Source organism: Pseudoalteromonas ardens (assembly GCF_030125445.1).
GTDB classification, from domain to species: Bacteria; Pseudomonadota; Gammaproteobacteria; order Enterobacterales; family Alteromonadaceae; genus Pseudoalteromonas; species Pseudoalteromonas ardens.
In genome coordinates, this window is the sequence record NZ_JASJUV010000002.1 from 1,167,677 (window position 1) to 1,189,169 (window position 21,493).

A 21,493-nucleotide genomic window follows, 5' to 3' on the forward strand; every position below is an offset into this window, starting at 1 on the left:
GAAACAAATCATCATCACTGCACCAATTTGCGCTCATAAATCCGCTTTGAAGCGCTGTGATCAGCGCGTTTTTTCGGGTATGCTATCGGCAATTTTCTAATTAGTTTGCAAGAAGTCTGGAAACGTCAATGCAAGAGCAATACAACCCGCAAGAAATCGAACCTAAAGTTCAGTCCCATTGGGAACAAAATAACAGCTTCAAAGTTGTTGAAGACGAATCAAAAGAAAAATACTACTGTCTGTCCATGTTCCCTTACCCAAGTGGTCGTCTCCACATGGGTCACGTTCGTAACTACACCATCGGTGATGTGGTCTCACGTTTCCAACGACTCCAGGGCAAAAATGTGATGCAACCTATGGGTTGGGACGCATTCGGCCTGCCTGCGGAAAATGCCGCCATCAAGAACAACACGGCACCAGCTAAGTGGACTTACGAGAACATTGATTACATGCGTAATCAATTAAAGCTGCTTGGCTTCGGTTATGACTGGGATCGCGAAATCGCTACCTGTCACCCTGATTACTACAAGTGGGAACAATGGTTCTTCACAAAACTGTACGAAAAGGGCTTAGTTTACAAAAAAATGTCAACTGTAAACTGGGATCCGGTTGACCAGACAGTACTGGCCAACGAGCAGGTTATCGATGGTCGCGGCTGGCGTTCAGGTGCCATCGTTGAGCAAAAAGAAATTCCACAGTGGTTTATTAAAATCACCGACTACGCGCAGGAACTACTGGACGATCTGGACCAGCTTGAACACTGGCCTGAGCAGGTAAAAACCATGCAGCGCAACTGGATCGGTCGCTCAGAAGGTCTGGAAATTGACTTTAAACGCGCCGACAACGACGAGCAATTCACTGTTTACACCACACGCCCAGATACCTTTATGGGCGTGACTTACGTTGCTGTGGCTGCCGGACACCCGATTGCCCAGGAAGCAGCGCAAAACAACGCTGATATCGCCGCGTTTGTTGAAGAATGCAAAAATACCAAAGTTGCTGAAGCCGACATGGCCACCATGGATAAAAAAGGCATCGCGACCGGTTTCTACGCTATCCACCCGCTCACCGGTAAGCAAGTGCCTATCTGGGTTGCTAACTTTGTTCTGATGGATTACGGCTCAGGTGCCGTGATGGCCGTACCAGGTCACGATCAGCGCGACTACGAATTTGCCAGCGCCTACGGCCTGGAAATCAAACAAGTCATTGCCCCGGCTGCCGACAGCGACCTACAAGCGGATTTAAGTGAAGCCGCGTTTACCGAAAAAGGCGTGTTGATCAACTCTGGTGAGCTCGATGGTCTGAGCTTTGAAGAAGCCTTCAATGCCATTGCCGACAAACTAGAAGGTATGAATGCGGGTAAGCGCAAAGTGAACTTCCGTCTGCGCGACTGGGGTGTAAGCCGTCAGCGTTACTGGGGTTCACCAATCCCAATGCTGAACAAAGCTGATGGCAGCGAACTGGCTGCCAGTGAAGACATGCTGCCAGTGCGTCTGCCAGAAGACGTAGTGATGGACGGGGTGACTTCACCGATTAAATCAGACCCTGAATGGGCCAAGGCAACCGTTAATGGTGAGCAGGTATTCCACGAAACGGATACCTTTGACACCTTTATGGAGTCATCCTGGTACTACGCGCGCTACTGTAGTCCTCGTTACGACGAAGGCATGCTGGAGCCCGGCGCTGCTAACTACTGGCTGCCGGTAAACCAATACATTGGCGGTATTGAGCACGCGATCCTGCACCTGTTGTATGCGCGCTTCTTCCACAAACTATTGCGTGATTTTGGTCTGGTGAATTCAAGTGAGCCATTCGAGCGTCTGCTGTGTCAGGGCATGGTATTGGCTGAAACTTACTACCGCAAAGATGAAAAAGGCGGAGACATCTGGATTTCTCCAACCGACGTAGAAACCGAGACCGACGACAAAGGCCGTATCACTAAAGCCTGGCATAAAGACGATGGTGAGCCGGTATTCTCTGCGGGCATGAGCAAGATGTCGAAGTCAAAGAACAATGGTATCGACCCGCAAATCGTTATCAAGCAATACGGTGCCGATACCGTACGCTTGTTTATGATGTTCACGGCACCACCAGAGCAGACGCTGGAATGGTCTGACTCAGGTGTAGAAGGTGCACATCGCTTCTTGCGCCGGGTCTGGAAATTTGCCGTAGACGTAAAAGCTGCAGGCACTGCTGAGCTGGATCTGAATGCACTGAGCAGTGCGCAAAAGACATTACGTCGTGAGATCCACAAAGCAATTGCTAAAGTTACGGATGATGTTGAGCGCCGTCAGACTTTCAACACCGCCATCGCTGCCATCATGGAGCTGTCAAATAAGCTGGCCAAAGCGCCACTAAAAGACGCCCAGGACATTGCACTGGCCAACGAAGCACTGGAAGCCATGATCATCATGCTGGCCCCTATCACACCTCACCTGTCACACGAGCTGTGGGAACGACTTGGTAAGCAAGGCGACATTCTGGATGCACGCTGGCCTCAGGTTGACGCCGCAGCCCTGGTAGAAGACGAGAAGCTGATCGTGGTACAAGTCAATGGTAAACTGCGTACTAAGCTGACAGTGGCGGCAGACGCAACCCAGGAACAAATTGAAGCACTGGCATTTGCCGATGAAAACGTGCTGAAGTTTACCGAGGGTAAAACCATACGTAAGAAAATCTACGTACCAGGTAAACTGTTCAATGTGGTAGCCAACTAATGGCTGCCCTGCTGAATACCCCTTTATTCAGTATGACAAGGCGCTGGCAGGGTTTCCTGCTGGCGTTGTTTGCCTGTGTGGCGCTGTCAGGATGTGGCTTTGCGCTTAAGAAAGCCTCCTACCTGCCTGATGACCTCAGGGTGCTGTACCTGAGCGGCGCCGATAGTAAGTCCGCGCTTTACTCAAACCTGAAACAGGCACTGAGACGCGCCCAGGTTGAGCTGTTGCCCTCCCCTAAACTGGCTAATGGCGAGGATGCCGTGGAACTACACCTGTATCGTGACTCGCTTGAACGCCAGACACTGAGCCTGTTCAAAAACGGTCAGGTGGCGCAATATGAGCTGGCCTATAGCGTTCGCTATCGCCTCACGCGCCCTGGGTTCGAACCTGTCGAACAGGAATTTGAACTGTACCGCAACTATCAGGATGATCCTGACAATGCCCTGGGTAAAGCACAGGAGCGTGATATCATCCTCAGCGAGTTACGTGAACTTGCCAGTCGTCGTATTATTCGCGAATTATCTCAACTCTGATGCGTTGTTATGCCAATCAATTAGCAGGCCAGCTTAAACAGGGCCTGCATCCGTTTTATCTGATCTTTGGTGAAGAACCTTTCCAGGAAGCCCAGTGCGTTACCTCCGTGCGCCAGGTCGCTAAACGCCAGGGGTTTGATGAAGTGATAAAATTCAGCCTGCTGCCCGGCTTTGACTGGCAGGAGCTGGTCAATCAGTACAACAGTATGTCGCTGTTCAGCGCCCAGACACTGATTGAATTCGATCTTAATCAGCAGAAACCACCCACCCAGGCCGTGGCCATCTTAAAAGAGCTGGCAGCAAACCCGAATCCGGATGTGATTTTAATCCTCAAAGGAGCTAAGGCCTCGCAGGATATTCAGCGCAGCGCCTGGTTTAAAGCGCTGGATAAGCAAGGTTTGTTTGTCCCCTGTTATGCCCTCACCGGCTACCATTTGCAACGCTGGCTCGACGATGAGTGCAAACGGCTCAAACTGAACCTCAACAATGATGCCAAACGCAGCCTGCTGCAGGCGACTGAAGGCAACCTGCTGGCAACCCATCAGGAGCTGGAAAAGCTATCTCTGCTGTATAAAAACGCGCCTATCGATCAGGAAAAGCTGCTTAGCGGCCTGCTCAATCAGGCTAAGTTTGACATCTTTGACTTAAACGAAGGGCTATTGCGTGGCAACCCACGTACTTTAATTAAAGTGTTGAATAAACTGGCACATGATAATGTTGAGCCCGCCAGCATTGCCTGGACGCTACACAACCAGGCTCAGCTGTTGCTCAACCTTAAACACTTAATACAAGCGGGCACACCGACGCCGGATGCGTTCAAAAAACACAATGTGTGGAAAAATCAGCAGCAGAGCACCCAGCAAGCCCTGGATCGACTGAATACCTCGCAGCTCGAACAGTTACTCGTGCTGCTGGCCGAATTCGATTCCGCTTATAAACGCAACATTCTGGTTGCGCCGTACCAGGCGTTGGCACACATTGCACTGAGCTTTTGCCAGTCCCTGCCTTTTTCTCTGCCTTACGAGGAACTGGCATGATAGCAGTGTTCGGCGGTACCTTTGATCCGGTGCATCTGGGTCATATCAACATGGCCACACAGTGCATGGCAGCACTCAAACTGTCCGAGCTGCGGTTTATCCCCAATGCTGTACCGGTGCACAAACAAGGCCCAGCCATCACTACCGAAGACAGGCTGGCCATGTTACAGCTGGCCACCGCGCATGACTCCAGATTCACCATCGACCAAAGAGAACTCGAACGGGATACCCCCTCGTATTCGTTGCTCACACTGGAAGAACTCAAAGCTGAGCATCCTGATCAGGCCCTGGTGTTTTTAATGGGCATGGACTCGTTTAATAGCCTGGACAAATGGTATCGCTGGCAGGATATCGTGTCGTTATGTCATATTGTGGTGTATCAGCGCCCGGGCGATGCCTTCGCCCCGTCAGCGGCGTTACAGACTTACCTAAAACAAGCACACTGTACTGAGCCTGAGCATCTCAGCACACAGCCCGGTGGCCTGTGTTATTTTTTGCCCGGTCAACCATTTGAGGCTGCGTCCAGTACCATCAGAAATGCGATAAAACAGCGTCAAGCTGTTGAACCTTGGCTGAATAATACAGTCCTAGAGTATATTCAGGCACATCAATTGTACCTAAGCAGTAGCGACAACACTTAACCCGGACAGCAGTGGATAGACAACCTCAGTCACAGACTTGAGTTTCCCCCTGCTAACCGTGTTACAATTGCCGCTTATTTGTAGCAAAGAGACAGAGATTTGGATTCAAAACAATTACTAGATTTTGCACTAGACAAAGTCGACGACATGAAAGCCCGCGATATCGTTCACCTCGATGTAAGAAATACCTCTTCCGTCACCGATTACATGGTTATCTGCTCTGGTAACTCCAAGCGCCATGTGCAGTCGATTGCCGACCATGTGGCCAAAGAAGCCCGTCATGCTGGTGAAACCCCGTTAGGCCATGAAGGTCAGGATACAGGTGAATGGGTACTGGTTGATTTGGGCGATGTAATTGTTCACGTCATGCAAGACCAGACACGTGACTTCTATGACCTAGAGAAGCTCTGGGGTTAATGTGAAGATCCAGCTAATCGCAGTCGGTACAAAAATGCCTGGTTGGGTAGAGACTGGCTTCAAAGAATATCAGCGGCGTTTCCCCAAGGATATGCCGCTGGAGCTTATCGAAATTTCTGCGGGAAAACGCGGCAAAAACGCCGACATCAAGCGTATTTTGCAACAAGAAGGTGAAAAAACCTTGGCAGCCATTCCCAAAGGTAATCGTATCGTGACGCTGGAAGTAACGGGTAAGCCCTGGGACACACACCAGCTCGCCAGCAATATGGAAAAGTGGCAACTTGATGGCCGCGATGTCAGTTTGTTAATTGGCGGACCAGAAGGCTTAGCGCCGGAATGTATCGCCGCCGCAGAGCAAAAATGGTCACTGTCCAACCTGACACTGCCTCACCCACTGGTGCGCATTGTGGTAGCAGAAAGCCTCTATCGAGGCTGGAGTTTGAATAACAACCATCCTTACCACAGGGAATAATCGCCATTATGCTCAATCACAGGCCGACGATCCGCGATCACAGCGCAGAAGCAAACCTGTTTGCGCGTCGCGCCTTTATTGGCTTTGTCTTCGTGGTTACTCTGATAGGTATGCTGCTACACAACGTGTATAAGTTACAGGTCACGGAGCACGAAACCTACCAGACCCGCTCCAACGATAACCGCATCAAAGTCATTCCGGTCGCGCCAAACCGAGGACTGATCTACGACCGCAACGGCATCATTCTGGCCGAAAACCGCCCGGTTTATAACCTGGAAGTCATCCCAGAAGACGTGGACGATCTCGAAATCGCGCTCACACAGGTACGTAAGCTTATCGACATCAGCGACCAGCAGGTCGAAGAATTTCGTAAAGACATTCGCCATAATCGTCGCTTTAAAAGCCAGATCCTGAAAGGCCGTCTGAACGAACAAGAAGTGGCCACGTTTTCCGTAAATCAGCACAAATTTCCCGGCTTCAGCATTGAGGCCCGACTGGCACGCTATTACCCTTATGGCGATACCCTCACCCACGCGCTGGGGTATGTCGCCAAACTGAATAAAAAAGAACTCGCCGAGCTGGAGTCAGAAGGCAATGCCAGCAACTATCGCGCAACCCGGGATATCGGCAAACTGGGCATTGAGAAATTTTATGAATCTCGTCTGCACGGTGTGGTCGGCTCACAACGCGTCGAAGTCAACAATCGCGGCCGTATCATTCGTACCCTGGGCGTGGAGCCACCACAACCCGGTGACGATCTAATCCTGACCATGGATATTGGCCTGCAGCAAATCGCCCAAAAAGAACTCGAAGGTGTGCGTGGCGCCATTGTTGTGCTTGACCCCAAAGATGGCGGCGTACTGGCCATGTACTCTAACCCCAGCTATGACCCTAACTTATTTGTCCACGGGATCAGCAGTAAAAAATATCGTGAATTACTCAACCCCGACAGGCCCCTGATCAACCGAGTCACGCAGGGTCGCTATGCACCGGCATCGACAGTTAAACCACATTTAGCCGTTCTCGCTCTGGAAGAAGGGCTGGTCACAGAACAAACTAAACTCTGGGATCCTGGATTTTTTCAGATCCCCAATGTCGACCATCGCTGGCGTGACTGGAAACGCTGGGGACATGGTCACGTTGACGTCTATAAAGCCATCGAAGAATCGTGTGATACCTATTTTTATCATACTGCTTACCAGCTTGGGATCACCAAGATCAGTAACTTTATGAGCCAATTTGGCTTTGGTGATTTATCTGGCATAGATATCCATGAAGAGACCTCTGCCATTATGCCCACCACTGACTGGAAGCGTCAGCGTTTCAGGGAAAACTGGTGGCCAGGCGACACCATTTCGGTTGGTATCGGTCAGGGCTACTGGACCGCGACCCCAATCCAAATCGCCAACGCAGTATCTATTTTGGTTAACAAGGGGGCACACAGACCGCCGCATTTGGCACAGGTTGCCCGTCATGACAATGAAGTTACCCAAATGTACATCGATGAGAAACCTCCCGTGGTGTTAGAGAACCCGGATCACTGGCGTATTGCCCTGGAGGCGATGCACAACACAGTATACAAAACCACAGGCACGGCGCACAAAGCATTCAAGGGCGCAACCTACGATCCAGCCGGTAAAACCGGCACTGCGCAAATCGTCAGTATCGCACAGGGCGAAGAATACGATGCTGAGAAGTTACAGGAAAGACACCGGGACAACGCCATTTATACAGGCTTTGCCCCTTACAACGACCCACGTATTGTGGTGGCCATTGTGGTCGAAAACCAGGGCGGTGGTTCAGCCATTGCAGCCCCGATTGCCCGGCGTCTGATGGACTATTATTTTGCCACCTATCCCAGTGACACGGAGGGACAATGAGCCCGTTGAATCAACAACGTACTATCTGGCAACGGTTGCATATCGACCTGCCGCTGCTGCTCGCCATGCTGGCGATGATGCTCGGCAGTATCACCATAGTCTACAGTGCCAGCGGCCAGGACATGGACATGGTGGTGCGCCACAGCAAGCGTATGTTTGCTGCCTTTGCTGCTATGCTCATTGTCGCACAACTATCTCCCAACACTTTAAAAAGGCTGGTGTTTCCCATGTATACCATCGGCCTGCTGATGCTCATTGCGGTGTTGTTTGTCGGGGTCAGTAGTAAAGGTGCGCAGCGCTGGCTGGATCTGGGCATTACCCGCTTTCAGCCGTCCGAAATCATGAAAGTCGCTGTGCCTATGATGGTTGCCTGGTATATTGGCCGCCACCATATGCCGCCGCGCTTTATCCATATTATTGTTGGCTTTGCCATGGTGCTGGTGCCGACTTTGCTGATCAAAGAGCAGCCCGACCTGGGCACCTCAATCCTGATCGCCAGCTCGGGGATTTTTGTGCTGTTTCTCGGCGGACTCAGCTGGAAGCTGATAGGTTCAGGTGTTCTGCTGGCCATTCCGGGCGGGTTTGCCCTGTGGCATTTTGGTATGCATGCTTATCAAAAGCAGCGAGTGCTGACCTTTTTGGACCCTGAAAGTGACCCGCTGGGCTCAGGCTATCACATCATACAGTCTAAAATTGCCATTGGCTCAGGCGGCATTGAGGGTAAGGGCTGGCTGCAAGGTACACAGTCCCAGCTGGAGTTTCTGCCCGAGCGTCATACTGACTTCATTTTTTCCGTGTTAAGTGAAGAATTCGGGCTGACGGGTGTGGTGATTTTACTCTCCCTGTACCTGTTTATTATTGGCCGCGGATTGTACGTTGCCGTGAATGCGCAAGATGCCTTTAGTAAACTACTGGCCGGCGCACTGACACTGACCTTTTTCGTATATATTTTTGTTAATATCGGCATGGTTTCGGGCCTGCTTCCTGTCGTCGGGGTGCCATTGCCACTGATCAGTTACGGCGGCACCTCCATGGTGACCCTGATGGCCGGGTTTGGCATTATCATGTCGATAGCCACAGATAAGAGGATGTTATTGAAGTGATCAAGAGGACGTTTAAACAAGCCGCACTATTGGGTTTTGTTGTTGTATTAAGCGCCTGTAGCAGTCGCTATCATGTGAAACAGGACAAAGCCCCCGTGCGTGCGCCTACCGAGCTGGAAATGCAAGATGCGCTGGTGACCGACGAAGCCAAAAGTGTCAGCGCAGGTCGCCCCTACGAGGTTTTGGGCAAGCACTACACGCCTATGTCGGATGAAAAAGGCTATCAGGCCGAAGGCACCGCATCTTGGTACGGAAGGAAATTTCATGGCTACTACACTTCGAATGGTGAAGTATTCAATATGTTCGATATGACAGCCGCGCACAAAACGCTGCCGTTACCAAGCTTTGTGCGGGTCACCAATATTGAAAATGGTAAAAGCGCGGTGGTACGTGTCAATGACCGTGGACCTTTTCACGAGGACCGCCTGATTGACTTATCCTATGCTGCCGCCTATAAACTGGGCTTTCATCATCAGGGTACAGCACAGGTTAAGATTGAGGCCATTACCATAGCGCGCGATACGCCCAGGCTAACCTATGTGCAGGTGGCCGCTGCCAGCAACATCGAAAATGTACAGGCGCTGGCAAGTACTTTGTCGCAGCAATTTAAGCTCGACACGCCCATTGCCTTTGAGGACAACTTATACAAGCTAAGATTAGGCCCGATCACCGACGATAACACGGCGCAGCAGCTCTTAGAGACATTGCGCCAGGGGGAATTTAATCGCGCCTTCTTGCTTTACACAGAACATGAACTTTAAAATGTTCAGTAATGACTTTAAACATGCCGATCAACAACCAAAAAGCGAGCATAATGACAGTTTTCAAACCTAAATTTATTAAACACTTAGTGGGTGCCGTGTGTTCGTTCACCCTGTTTTCGGCCAGCGCGCAGATCTTACCGTCGCCGCCTCAGGTCAGTGCTAAGGGCTATTTCCTGGTCGACTTTACCACAGGTAAGGTCATTGCCGAGGGTAACCCGGATACCAAACTGGCACCAGCCAGTCTGACCAAAATGATGACCAGCTATGTGATTGGTACTGAACTATTGGCAGGTAATATCTCCAACGATGATATGGTTACCGTAAGTGAAAAAGCGTGGGCAAAGAACTTCCCGGAATCTTCTAAGATGTTCATCGAAGTGGGTAAACAGGTCAGCGTTAAAGATTTGAACTATGGCGTAATCATCCAATCGGGTAACGATGCCTGTGTGGCGATGGCCGAACATATCGCGGGCAGTGAAAGTGCCTTCACCGATCTGATGAACGCCCATGCCGAAAAACTGGGGATGAGCAATTCGCACTTTGCCAATAGTCATGGTCTGGACAGCACGGAGCAGTTCACCACTCCACGAGATATGGCAACCCTGGGTGCCGCACTGATCCGTGACGTGCCGGAAGAGTACGCCATCTACAAAGAGAAATCGTTCACCTTTAATGGTATCAAGCAATACAACCGTAACTCGCTACTGTGGGATGCCAGCCTGGACGTCGACGGGATTAAAACCGGTCACACCTCAGAAGCCGGCTACAGCCTGGTGACTTCTGCGACCAAAGGCGACATGCGCCTGATCGCCGTTGTCATGGGTACAGCCAGCGAACGTGCCCGTAAGGTCGAGAGTAAAAAGCTCCTGAACTATGGTTTCCGTTTCTTCGAAACCATCACGCCTTATAAAGCAGGTGACAGCTTTGCCGACCAGCGTATCTGGATGGGTAACAAAGAAACCGTTTCTCTGGGTATTGCCCAGGATACACCGATCACCATTCCACGTGGTCAGCGTAAAAACCTCAAAGCCCACTTCGAGCTGGACAAAACCCTCGAAGCGCCACTAGCGAAAGGCAGCAAGGTCGGTACTTTATTCTTGCAACTGGAAGGGGAAGACATCGCTCAGTACCCACTGGTTACACTTGAAGAAGTGGAAGAAGGCAGCTTCTTCAGTAAGATTTACGACTACTTACGTTTACAGATCATGCAATAACCCCGGTTTTAGTGGGTTTATAATCCAGGACGCCTCCCACCGGAGGCGTTTTTTTTTGCCGCAAAAATGCTAGAATGCCCGCCAAGATATGTAGTGTGCCAGGGTCTGTTCAGACCCAGCCAAGTAGTGAGGATACCATTGTGGTAACACCTGTAAAAAATACTAAGTTTGACGAGTACTTAGAGTTCCCTTGCCCGTTTACCTTCAAGATCATGGGTCTAGCAAACGTCAACCTGACCGATCAGGTTGTGGCAAAGATGCAAACTTTGGCACCCGGTGACTATGCGCCAAAAACCAAGCCTAGCAGCAAAGGTAACTACGAATCCGTCACGTTAGTTGCCACTGTCACGTCAAAAGAGCACATTGAGCAAATCTATACCGAGATAGGCTCGCTGCCAGACGTCAGATACGTGCTATAAGGCGCAAATGAGATATGAGCAACCGCAGTATCATAGTTCGTCAACTGGGCCGTCAGGCTTATGAGCCTATCTGGCAGAAAATGCAGTCGTTTACCGACACCCGTGATGATAACAGCCCGGATGAGATCTGGCTGGTTGAGCACGAGCCGGTATTTACTCAGGGCCAGGCTGGCAAAGCCGAGCACCTGTTAGCACCCGGTGACATTCCTGTCGTCAAGGTAGATCGGGGTGGTCAGGTAACCTACCATGGCCCGGGCCAGCAGATGATGTATGTGCTGTTTAATCTGCGCCGGCTAAAAATTGGTGTACGCGAGCTGGTGACCTGGCTTGAAGAAACCATCATAGACATGCTTCAGGAACACGGCATTGAGGCCTATGCCAAGCCGGATGCACCGGGCGTCTATGTCAATGATGCCAAAATCGCATCGTTAGGACTGCGAGTCCGTCGGGGTTGCTCGTTTCATGGTCTGGCGCTAAACGTCAACATGGATATGAGTCCATTTTTACGCATCAACCCGTGCGGCTATGCCGGCATGGAAATGGTGCAAACCAGTCAACTTAATGGCCCTGCTACGCTTATCGAAGCGGGCAATGGCCTGGTAGAACATATGCTCAAGCGCCTCGCGGCCGAGCAGGTTATACACACCCAGGGGTTTGAAAACGAATGAGTAAACCAGTGAAAATTGAGCCAGGGGTAAAGCTCCGCGACGCAGAAAAAATGGCGTTGATCCCGGTTAAAGTAATGCCGACCGAGCGTGATGAAATGCTCCGTAAACCGGACTGGCTGAAGATCCGTCTGCCTAAATCCAGCGAGCGTATCGATGGCATTAAACAGGCAATGCGTAAACATGGCCTGCACTCCGTCTGTGAAGAAGCCTCGTGCCCTAACCTGTCTGAGTGTTTTAACCATGGTACTGCCACCTTTATGATCTTGGGTGCCATCTGTACCCGTCGTTGTCCATTCTGTGACGTCGCACATGGTCGCCCGCTGAAGCCAGATGCCGCAGAGCCGGAAAAACTGGCGCTGACTATCAAAGACATGAAGTTGAAATACGTGGTGATCACCTCGGTTGACCGTGATGATTTGCGTGACGGCGGTGCACAGCACTTTGCAGACTGTATTCGTGAAATCCGCAAACACAACCCGGGTATTACCATTGAGATCCTGGTACCGGATTTCCGCGGCCGGATGGACCGCGCACTGGAGATCCTAACCGAAACGCCGCCGGATGTGTTTAACCACAACCTGGAAACCGCACCACGCCTGTACAAAATGGCGCGCCCGGGTGCTGACTACAAATGGTCACTGGAACTGTTGCGTCGCTTTAAAGAAGCGCACCCGGAAGTCAAAACCAAGTCTGGCCTGATGGTCGGTCTGGGCGAAGAAATGCCAGAAATCGAAGAAGTACTACGCGACCTGCGTGAGCACAACGTCGACATGCTGACCGTTGGTCAATACCTGGCACCATCTAAGCACCACCTGCCGGTCAAGCGCTATGTACCACCCGCAGAGTTTGATGCGCTGAAAGAATACGCCGACGAAATTGGCTTCAGCCACGCAGCCTGTGGTCCGTTCGTTCGCTCCAGCTATCACGCAGATCAGCAAGCTGCGGGTAAAGAGGTAAAGTAGCAACACCTCACACAGTAAAAAACGCGACCAGGGTGTCGCGTTTTTTATGCCTGCCTCATTAAGATTTATCTCTGGCTCTTGGACCAGCTCCACACCCCATACTCGACGATTTTAAAACAATCATGACCGGTGAAGCCCTGAATGAGTTTTTGCGTTTGTTTTCGCACCCGGATAAAGCACAACGTATCAAAACAGTGTCAACGTTTGCGGCAGTGCAAATCAAGTACACGCATAATGAACAAAGTGGTTACCCTAAAAAAAGAAACCAATTCATGGCAGATAAAAGTTTAACGCCTCACTTCCCTACGGTCCGAAACGCACTTGCCGAAGCGCTCATCGCCACAACCAGGGAGGGTATCCCTACGCGTATTCCTTATACGCCGGCGTGGTTGACCGGACAGGGCCAGGAGATCATTGAATTATTTAGCTGGTCTGTGCAGCATCACCCGGACCATGACGTCAGGCGCTCGTCAATTTATTACATATCAATCCTAGAAGGCGAAGAAGAGGTTGCTGCTTTAGTTTTGTACAGCCGCACCCATAATCCTGTGTACAGTGTTTGAGAACTGGCGCTGGAGCTGCGCTTCAAAAGACTCATCGGAGAAATTTAACTGATCTAGCCACTTGATTAATTATGTGATTGATCAGCATGCGTTATTAAAGCCATATTTATCACCACCAACCATCAAATAAAAATTATTTTATTATTTTTCAATGTCTTGAACAATATTATGGAGTTCACATCTGTAAGCTTTCCGGCCATAGCCCAAAACATTGCTCAGCCAGCATTAAATCAACAAAAAGTCAGTGCAAAATCAGGCACTACACAACAAACGCGTTACTGTAGAGACCACTTTATCATATTCCAACCAAATAAAATCAGAAACATAAGGACCCTCAATGCACTCTGTTAATCAATTATTGCCGTTATTGCTTGCAGTATTCACAGCCAGCTACAGTAGCAACGCACACGAAGACACGCCTCTATTCAAAGGTCCTTACCTCGGTCAGCCCTCTCCGGGGCTGATGCCTAAAGCATTTGCACCTGGCGTGATTGCAACAGAAGAGCACCTTGAAAGTGAAGTCTTGTTTTTACCCAATATGACAGAACTTTCATTTACCCGCTCTGGTGGCAAGTATGGCCAGAGTACACTGCTGGCAATGCAATACGCGAATGACAGCTGGTACTGGAAGACTATCCCTGCTGGTGAAGCGAGCACCTATCAGTCTCGATATAGCCCACCCGTTTCAGAGCTCAGAGAGATAGCACCGCTCAAAGATATTCCCATCATTGGCTACACCCGCTCAGCTGCCGATACCATTTACTTTTACGTATTAGATTTTGACGATGGCAGCGGGCATTTGAGCTATTCACGCCGGGTTGACGGCAAGTATGAAACGCCGATAAAAATGAGCAAAGCAATAAACAAAGGCAAGTACATCGCCCACCCCTTTGTAGCGCCAGACGAATCATACCTTATGTGGGATGCGGAACAAGACGGCGAAGATACACCCGACATCTACATTAGCTTCCGGCAGCCAGATGGCAGCTGGGGAGAAGCGATTGATATGGGCAACAAGATCAACACACCGCTCTACGAACAACGTCCCAAAGTAACGCCGGATGGCAGATATCTGTTCTTCTGGCGCGGAGATGTTAAAACAAGAGAAGACGGCAGCCGCTATGTTGTTGGCAGCCCCTATTGGGTGGATGCTCAGATCATTGAACAACTCAGACCAAAGTTATAATTACTATCTGTACCATCTATCATAAATTGAACTGGACCCATGCATCATTTTTTAACCTGTTAGTATCGGCTCCTGGCGCATATACCATGTTAACCTGAATTCGTCACCTCGCGTATAGCGAGGTGCAAGCAGGCACGATGAACTTTATTATGGTGCACCGTTCAGTCTACTCAAACCTTAATAAAAACCTAACCAACTAATAAGTATAAATAAAATATAATTACACCTTGTTGTTCGGCTGGCAAACCGATTGAGTAGCTCTATGTTTATACCCGGAATCACCAAAAAACCACCGCTGTTCCCTCATCCAGCCGTGTAATTTACCTCCCATTGTAAACCCATCCCAAATTACCAGGCGTTTAACTCAAATCTCATCTTTTGGTCAAAAAACATTCTTGACATATTCACAATTCGTTAATAGTGTGGAAATGCGAGTTCTTATTCGCAACAACAAACAATAGAAGGAATTAGTTATGAAAACGATTAAAGCCAAGCTACTACGTGCACTCGGCGTTCGCAGTGCTAAGCCATCAGCTTCAACGAAGTATATATGGCCTTACTACAACAACATCTAATCAACAAGTTAGAAGGAATTAGTTATGAAAACGATTAAAGCTAAGCTATTGCGTGCACTCGGCGTTCGCAGTGCAAAACCATCCACCTCCGCGAAGTACTTCTGGCATCACTACAACAACATCTGATCATTGAGATAGAAGGAATTGACTATGAAAACACTGAAAACTAAGGTGCTTCGCGCACTGGGCGTTCGCGCAACATCCCCTTCTCAGTCCAAGCGTTACCTATGGATAATGTACAACAATATCTGATTGATATTGCCTGACTGAACACAACTTAGAAGGAATTGATTATGAAAACACTGAAAACTAAGGTGCTACGCGCACTTGGCGTTCGCGCTACATCAGCCTCTCAGTCCAAGCGTTATTTATGGATTATGTACAATAATATCTGATTGATATGACCTAAATAACCCGCAATCTAGAAGGAATTTAACTATGAAAGCACTTAAAACAAAAGTAATGCGCGCATTGGGCCTTCGCACCGCCACTCAGTCAAAGCGCTATCTGTGGAAGTTGTATAACAACATCTAATTCCGCTCTTCAGCCCATGACCTAACCCATGGGCTGTTTCACCACCTCTCCCCAGAATGGCAACCCACAGAGCGAATAATAACAATGATGATACCCAAAGAGCGCCCTGACATTACGGCAATGAGAGAAGATTGCAGTAAGGGAAAAGAAGATTATCAGGTTGACGACCAAAGCTATGCCTTTTTTAGCCCGCAAAGTGCCCGGCTGGCGAATCAGCTGAACTTTGCAGACATGACCCTGCCAGAGTCCCTGTTTGGTACCCAAGATAACGGCCAGCGGGTAATGAGCTGGCAGCATATTCGCAGCGGCTGGCTTAAAACCCTCAAAGAATTAGACACTCAGACCGCGCTCAGTCGGGTCAAACAGACAATGAAAGCGCATTTACTAAGTACCGCTGGCAAGCCTGCTAACCTGGACCTGCTAATCCAGGAATGTATAGCATTTTCTGTCCTGGATGTGATGATCTGCGATCTCACCGCACAACAGCGGGCACTGATAACCCGCCACATGCGTGCCCAGATCCAGGTGTTACTGAAACCCGAAACGCACACTCGAATGAGACAATATTCCTTGCTCTGGTATAATCTGCGTGCGGCTCAGGTGATCCGCAAGGCGATCCATAAACGCCGCAAAAGCAAGGAGCCCAGGCTCGACCTGCTGCAAAGTGTTGTCGATAACTATGCTGCGCTGGGTATCGACAGAGCACTGGACGCCATGATGACCCTGGTCACCGCGATTTCGGGTCCGCCCGGCGCGGTCGCCAGTTGTATGGCTGCGCAGCTCCTGCAATCTCCCCAATGGCAAGACAGGCTTCGTGCAGAATTTAACGCAGCCCCCACTCAGGTACCCGCTCTGCCCTTTAAACACACACCGCAGTTACACTGGTTTATCAAAGAATCGCTGCGCATGTGGAGTGTTCCAATTGTATTTCGTGAGGCACGCTGTCCGTTTAGCGTGGGTAAATTGACCGTGCAGGCTGGCGATACCTTTTTTAACAGCAGCTACTTTGTGCACCGTAACGAACAGTACTGGCCCGAGCCTCATGTGTTCAACCCGCTGCGCTGGCAGCAGGCAAACGTGCAACCCAACACCTATGTGCCATTCGGCTGGAATCCTCGCGCCTGTGTTGGTGCGCAGCTGGGCACAAACCAGCTGGCCATCTTGTGTCAGCTGTTATTGTGTGATCTCAACATCACCCTCACGAGTTCGTCGGCGCTCGCGTTTGAAAATATGAACATCCCCTCTGTAGCCGGTTTTGAGGGCACCATTAGCGAGCAGCAGGCATGAGATTAGAAGACACCGAAGAAAAATTTAACAAGCCTTTTCAGGCACTGGACCAGGCTCTGTCCAAATGTCCCGCACACATTGAGTTTGAGCAGGATAATTACTATGTGACTGACTTTGACTCCGCGAAACAGGCGATGGGAAATCCCGACGGCAATTATGTCGAACAATCCGATTTTTTTAACGTTAACGGCGCGATGTTTTCGACCCGGGATGTACAAATTGCCATCGGCAAAGACGCCATTCTCAGTCTCAAACGTTACTATGAACAGCGTCGGAGCAAGATAATTGAGCAATTCAAACATCAGATAAACCTTGGCCAGCGCTGGCCGGATAGTGCCAATGACCTGATGTACAATGCATTTTATGACTTTCTGGTCGATAACCAGCGCAGTCCCCAGCTACGTAAACTGCTCGATCAGGTGCTCATTTATTCTCTCTACAGTGGTCAAAAAACCCACGGGGCCGGATGGCGACGCGCCTTTATCCGCATGCGGGTGCACCGGGCGCTGCGTGCAGTATTTAAGGCACGCCGCCAGCAAAACCCGTATCAGGGCAATAACCGCGATGTGATTGACATCTTGCTGGCATCAAGTCCGGAAAACGAGTCACCCAAAGCGTTGGCACAAATTTTTTTGTCCTTCTTTTTTGCCATTAACAGCTCCATGGCGTTTACCCTGGCCTGGTCTTTGTATTTTTGTGCCAAAGAGGGCGGCGTTTTACACCCGGCCCCCTGGATTGTCAAAGAAGCTTTGAGGCTCTGGCCTGTCGCCTGGAACCTGCCCCGCACGCCCAGTAAAGCCCATACCCTGGGGGAACTGGACATCAAGCAGACGGACACCGTTACAGTCTGCCCATACGTGCTGCATCGCCACCCGGACAACTGGCCGCAACCCGAGCGCTTTTATCCGCCACGCTGGGAAAATGCCTCTGCTGACGCGCCCTATATGCCGTTTGGCTGGGGCACCCATAAATGCATTGCCTCTGCCTTTGCACTGACCTTTACCGCAGATCTGATTGGCGCGATACAAGGCCAGCAACTGACATTTGAGCAGCTGTCGGACGAGCTGCATCCGGAGCCTGCCATCGCGCCGCCCGCCTTTAGAGTCACGGCACACAACCCAGCCTGATCCTGTCCTGAAAAAGCCCGCTCTGCGGGCCTGTTCGGGGACCTTACTCCCTCACGTAACCTGTTGTAATAGTTATTACACGACTTTGCATCTAGAGTTTCATCAGATACCGATCGGCACAGCGCAGCTATACTCTCAGTGGGTTGGCGTGAATCGTCATGCCCGGTCGGGACAGGTAAACGGCGTATCTGTGACTCACGCGTTAACTCCGGAGTGACATGTGCGCTATTGCAGTTACCTGACAAGGAAACAAGATAAGCGGAAACCGTTATGAGCGATAAGAAAAAACGTAGTAAGCAACAAGGTGAACTGGTTAACCCCAAGTATCTGGATAAAAACATCAAACATGCCCCAACCGCCAACAAGGTACAGTGCTGGAGCGGTGGCGATGACTATCAGCCTATTGAGCTGGCCACCCAACGCCTCAAAGAAATGTTTGTTGAAATGGGACAAAAAACCCGTATTGAGCGCGGTCAAAAACCCGCAGAGCGGGCTGTATTTCGTAAGCAACATGGCATCGTCTATGGCACCTTCGAAGTACACGGAAAGCTCGATAAAGCCCTCCAGAAAGGGGTGTTTGCCAAGCCCGAGAGTTACGACTGTGTGGTACGCTTTTCCAGTGATACAACACCAGAGAGCCCGGATCTGCACACCACCTTAGGTGTCGGGATCAAACTGTTTGGCGTGAAAGGCCAGAAACTGCTGGGCGACAGCGACAATGTTGATTTTATCATGCAAAACATCGATCGCTTTTTTGCCCGCGATGCTTCACAAATGTGTGCCTTTACCACCGCCGGTGTCATCAACCGCGATTATCCGGCTTATCTTAAAAAACACCCAAAAACGGCCGCCGTGCTTGATGCCATGACCAAGGTCGAAGCCAGCTGCCTGAGTGCGCATTATTGGGCAATACTGCCCTTTAAGCTTGGCGAGCAGAATGCCGTGAAATACCGTATTCGCCCAGTGGATACCTATCGCGGTGCGCCGGCACAGGGCAATAATTACCTGGCTGATGATCTACAGATCCGTCTGCGTCAGGGTGAAGCCAAATTTGTATTTGAAATCCAACGTCGTCCAGCCAATGCCTCAGAAGAAGACTTTCCCATCGACAACGCCATGGTGGTGTGGCCGGAAGATCAGGCACCTTTTGAGCCCGTTGCAACACTAACGCTGCCACAACAAGATGTTTGTGCCATTGGCCAGGCCGAGTTTGGTCGCAACCTCGCCTTCAATATTTGGCGGACACTGGCCGACAATGAGCCTCTGGGTTCCATCGCTCAGGCGCGAAAAGTGGTGTATCAAGCCAGTGCCGATACCCGCCACCAGGCCAATGGTCAGCAAATGAATGAGCCCGATGCCATTGACCCAAAGTTCACTGGTAATACAGACGAAGACAGCACCTGTATTGTGCGTGCCGGTATTTATCCCCCCATTGGGGTGATGCGGGTTGGCGGTAGTAACGAGTACTTTATCGGCCCGCAAGTGCCTAACCCTAAACCCCGGCTGGAAAAAGATGCCTATCGTGATGGCAAAGGGCTGCTTAAACGTCAGGCAGCCGAATTCCGGATCTATGGCTTCAATGCCGCAGGTAAGGCCGTCAAAGAGCTGACCATGGACAATGCCAAAATCAGCTGGCAGGTGCATTTGGCCAATCAAAAGTCATCCTGGTATGAATTTCAGCTGGCCCTGGATGTACCGGAAGCAGCCGATGCGCCACCCAGCCTGCTGCGTAACGCCAATGTTGCCGATCGCAACCGCTTGCTAATCGATGGCGGCAGCCACACGCTCGATAAGCCCAAAGTGAAAAAAGGCCCGCAATTCCAGGGCGAGTTTATGGGCGAAGAAGTCTATCTGGGTGAGCTCAAATCCGATAAACAGGGCCGTTTGGTTGTGCTGGGCGGCAATGGTGTATCACGTAATATCAATGGCGATATTGCGATCACCTTTGCCAACAATGAAGGCTGGCACGACGACATTTCCGACGGTCCGGTCACTGCCGAGGTAGAATATGAGGGCGTTAAGCTGCAAGTTGACCCGGCCTGGGTGGTGTGTGCCCCACCTGACTATGCGCCAATGCAAAAATCCGTGCGTACCATGTGGGACTTAATGCGCTCAGTGGCCGTCAATGCCGGTATGCTCACCCGCCCGGCTCGCCCTTCTTTCAGGCAGGATATTTTGCCCATTTTCGAGCGTATGACCGACTTACAATGGGTCAATGCCGGTTTTGCCGCCGGATTTGGATTTAAAGCCCCCTTTAACTACACCAGCGAAGAATGGAAAGCTAAACTCGGCAACCCTTCCCCGGCTTATAAAGAGCTGCGTCGCACCCTGTCGAACAATTTCCGTCGCTACGGACAACCAGGCGCTCAGGCTGCACAACTGTGGCCCTGGCTTTATGGCGATGCGTTGTCGATCCCACCAGCGGGTTCTGAGCGACAGCACTCCACGTTATCAGCACTGCAATTGTCTTTCTTAGAACAGTGGGTTGAGGGCGACTTTACGGCCGATTATGTCGATCCCACAATTTGTCCGCATGCGGCTGAGCCCGATGACATAGACAAAGTGCCGGTTGCCGAGCAACCCGATATGCTAACCCGTGGCGCACTGGATTTTTGTCTTGCTGATGCCTTCCACCCGGGGTGTGAAATGACCTGGCCTATGCGTACGGCCGGTATGTATTCAGCGCCGTTCCGTATTAAGCATGCTGACAAAGCGATTTGTAAAGACACCACTTATTATGGCGCGCAGATCAATGGCGATACCATTACACTGGCACAAGGCCCCATTCTGGGTGGTCAGGTTGCCGGTGGTATTACGCGCTGGATGGCGATCCCCTGGCAAACCGACACAGCCAGTTGCCGGGATGGTTACACACCAGAATACGACCCGTATCTACCGACCTTCTGGCCAGCGCGGGTACCCAATAATATTCTGGATGTCGCGCGCTACGAAGAAGCAATTAACCCGGCACTGGATGCTCAAACCCGCGTTGAGGCTTTCAATTATCGCAGTGACTGGCTGGATGCCCTACCGCTCTATGGTCAGCCGGCCACCTACACCGCACAGATCAACAGCATGATCAAAAACTTCGACAAGCTCGCAGTAGTACAGGGCCGTCCGGGCGCAAGCGACGACGTCGACCTGCCCACCAGCATGCAAGTCGGTATCACGGCTGAAGATCATCGCGAAGGATTGGCCAGCGAGGCCGAAATCACCGAACTGGGCAAGCTACAAACCATTGCTGAGATTGCTGCTAATCTGGTACCCAGCCCGGATGGCCGCGATCCGGCTCAACCGGTGATGGCAACCTCGCGTTCTCGGGTCGATCTCGGGGTCATCGAAAAGGTCAGCCGTTTTGCGGTGAACTTCCCCAAAGACTTAAAGTAAGGTCGAA

At 50.7% G+C, this 21,493-nt stretch carries 18 protein-coding genes; all 18 read left to right on the forward strand.

All coding sequences use genetic code 11. The annotated features are described in order from the left end of the window. The first annotated feature begins 128 nt into the window (after positions 1-128). The 18 genes from leuS (at position 129) to QNM19_RS10230 (ending at position 21,486) form a co-directional block, all read left to right on the forward strand. Complete coding sequence (leuS, locus tag QNM19_RS10145; protein ID WP_284026657.1) at positions 129-2,717, forward strand: leucine--tRNA ligase; 2,589 nt, start codon at positions 129-131, stop codon at positions 2,715-2,717. Then, on the forward strand, positions 2,717-3,250 hold the full coding sequence (locus QNM19_RS10150; RefSeq protein ID WP_417712110.1) for an LPS-assembly lipoprotein LptE: 534 nt from the start codon (positions 2,717-2,719) through the stop codon (positions 3,248-3,250). The genes leuS and QNM19_RS10150 overlap by 1 nt, the downstream gene beginning before the upstream one ends. After that, positions 3,250-4,287: a DNA polymerase III subunit delta gene (gene holA / locus QNM19_RS10155; RefSeq protein WP_049864983.1), complete on the forward strand. Its 1,038-nt coding sequence runs from the start codon at positions 3,250-3,252 to the stop codon at positions 4,285-4,287. Before QNM19_RS10150 ends, holA begins: the two co-directional genes overlap by 1 nt. After that, complete coding sequence (gene nadD, locus QNM19_RS10160) at positions 4,284-4,928, forward strand: nicotinate-nucleotide adenylyltransferase (protein ID WP_049864984.1); 645 nt, start codon at positions 4,284-4,286, stop codon at positions 4,926-4,928. Before holA ends, nadD begins: the two co-directional genes overlap by 4 nt. A 99-nt stretch (positions 4,929-5,027) precedes the next feature. Continuing rightward, on the forward strand, positions 5,028-5,345 hold the full coding sequence (rsfS, locus tag QNM19_RS10165; RefSeq protein WP_010382639.1) for a ribosome silencing factor: 318 nt from the start codon (positions 5,028-5,030) through the stop codon (positions 5,343-5,345). Between the two features lies 1 nt (position 5,346). Next, positions 5,347-5,817 (forward strand): 23S rRNA (pseudouridine(1915)-N(3))-methyltransferase RlmH, encoded by a 471-nt coding sequence (rlmH, locus tag QNM19_RS10170; RefSeq protein WP_049864985.1) that lies wholly within the window; start codon positions 5,347-5,349, stop codon positions 5,815-5,817. An 8-nt stretch (positions 5,818-5,825) separates the two neighbouring features. Then, positions 5,826-7,697, forward strand: a complete 1,872-nt coding sequence (gene mrdA / locus QNM19_RS10175; RefSeq protein WP_284026658.1) for a penicillin-binding protein 2 — start codon at positions 5,826-5,828, stop codon at positions 7,695-7,697. Beyond that, positions 7,694-8,800, forward strand: a complete 1,107-nt coding sequence (gene rodA / locus QNM19_RS10180) for a rod shape-determining protein RodA (protein WP_049865199.1) — start codon at positions 7,694-7,696, stop codon at positions 8,798-8,800. Before mrdA ends, rodA begins: the two co-directional genes overlap by 4 nt. Then, on the forward strand, positions 8,800-9,561 hold the full coding sequence (locus QNM19_RS10185; RefSeq protein ID WP_049865200.1) for a septal ring lytic transglycosylase RlpA family protein: 762 nt from the start codon (positions 8,800-8,802) through the stop codon (positions 9,559-9,561). Before rodA ends, QNM19_RS10185 begins: the two co-directional genes overlap by 1 nt. Positions 9,562-9,614: 53 nt before the next feature. Next, positions 9,615-10,778 (forward strand): serine hydrolase, encoded by a 1,164-nt coding sequence (locus QNM19_RS10190; protein WP_040644641.1) that lies wholly within the window; start codon positions 9,615-9,617, stop codon positions 10,776-10,778. A 140-nt stretch (positions 10,779-10,918) separates the two neighbouring features. After that, positions 10,919-11,197: a DUF493 family protein YbeD gene (gene ybeD, locus QNM19_RS10195; RefSeq protein ID WP_040644649.1), complete on the forward strand. Its 279-nt coding sequence runs from the start codon at positions 10,919-10,921 to the stop codon at positions 11,195-11,197. Positions 11,198-11,211: 14 nt separating this feature from the next. Next, a complete protein-coding gene (gene lipB, locus QNM19_RS10200; RefSeq protein ID WP_049865198.1) occupies positions 11,212-11,865 on the forward strand; it encodes a lipoyl(octanoyl) transferase LipB in 654 nt (217 codons plus the stop codon). Then, the gene (gene lipA, locus QNM19_RS10205) at positions 11,862-12,827 is read left to right on the forward strand and encodes a lipoyl synthase (protein WP_010382649.1); all 966 of its coding nucleotides are present in this window, start codon (positions 11,862-11,864) and stop codon (positions 12,825-12,827) included. Before lipB ends, lipA begins: the two co-directional genes overlap by 4 nt. 122 nt (positions 12,828-12,949) lie before the next feature. Further along, entirely contained in the window at positions 12,950-13,390 is a 441-nt protein-coding gene (locus QNM19_RS10210; protein ID WP_049865197.1) for a hypothetical protein, read from the forward strand. A gap of 337 nt (positions 13,391-13,727) precedes the next feature. Beyond that, complete coding sequence (locus tag QNM19_RS10215; protein WP_049865196.1) at positions 13,728-14,576, forward strand: TolB-like translocation protein; 849 nt, start codon at positions 13,728-13,730, stop codon at positions 14,574-14,576. 1,193 nt (positions 14,577-15,769) lie between these two features. Continuing rightward, a complete protein-coding gene (locus tag QNM19_RS10220) occupies positions 15,770-16,972 on the forward strand; it encodes a cytochrome P450 (RefSeq protein ID WP_049865195.1) in 1,203 nt (400 codons plus the stop codon). Beyond that, positions 16,969-18,099: a cytochrome P450 gene (locus tag QNM19_RS10225; protein ID WP_284026659.1), complete on the forward strand. Its 1,131-nt coding sequence runs from the start codon at positions 16,969-16,971 to the stop codon at positions 18,097-18,099. The genes QNM19_RS10220 and QNM19_RS10225 overlap by 4 nt, the downstream gene beginning before the upstream one ends. Before the next feature lie 270 nt (positions 18,100-18,369). Further along, positions 18,370-21,486, forward strand: a complete 3,117-nt coding sequence (locus tag QNM19_RS10230; protein WP_284026660.1) for a LodA/GoxA family CTQ-dependent oxidase — start codon at positions 18,370-18,372, stop codon at positions 21,484-21,486. Positions 21,487-21,493 lie beyond the last annotated feature (7 nt).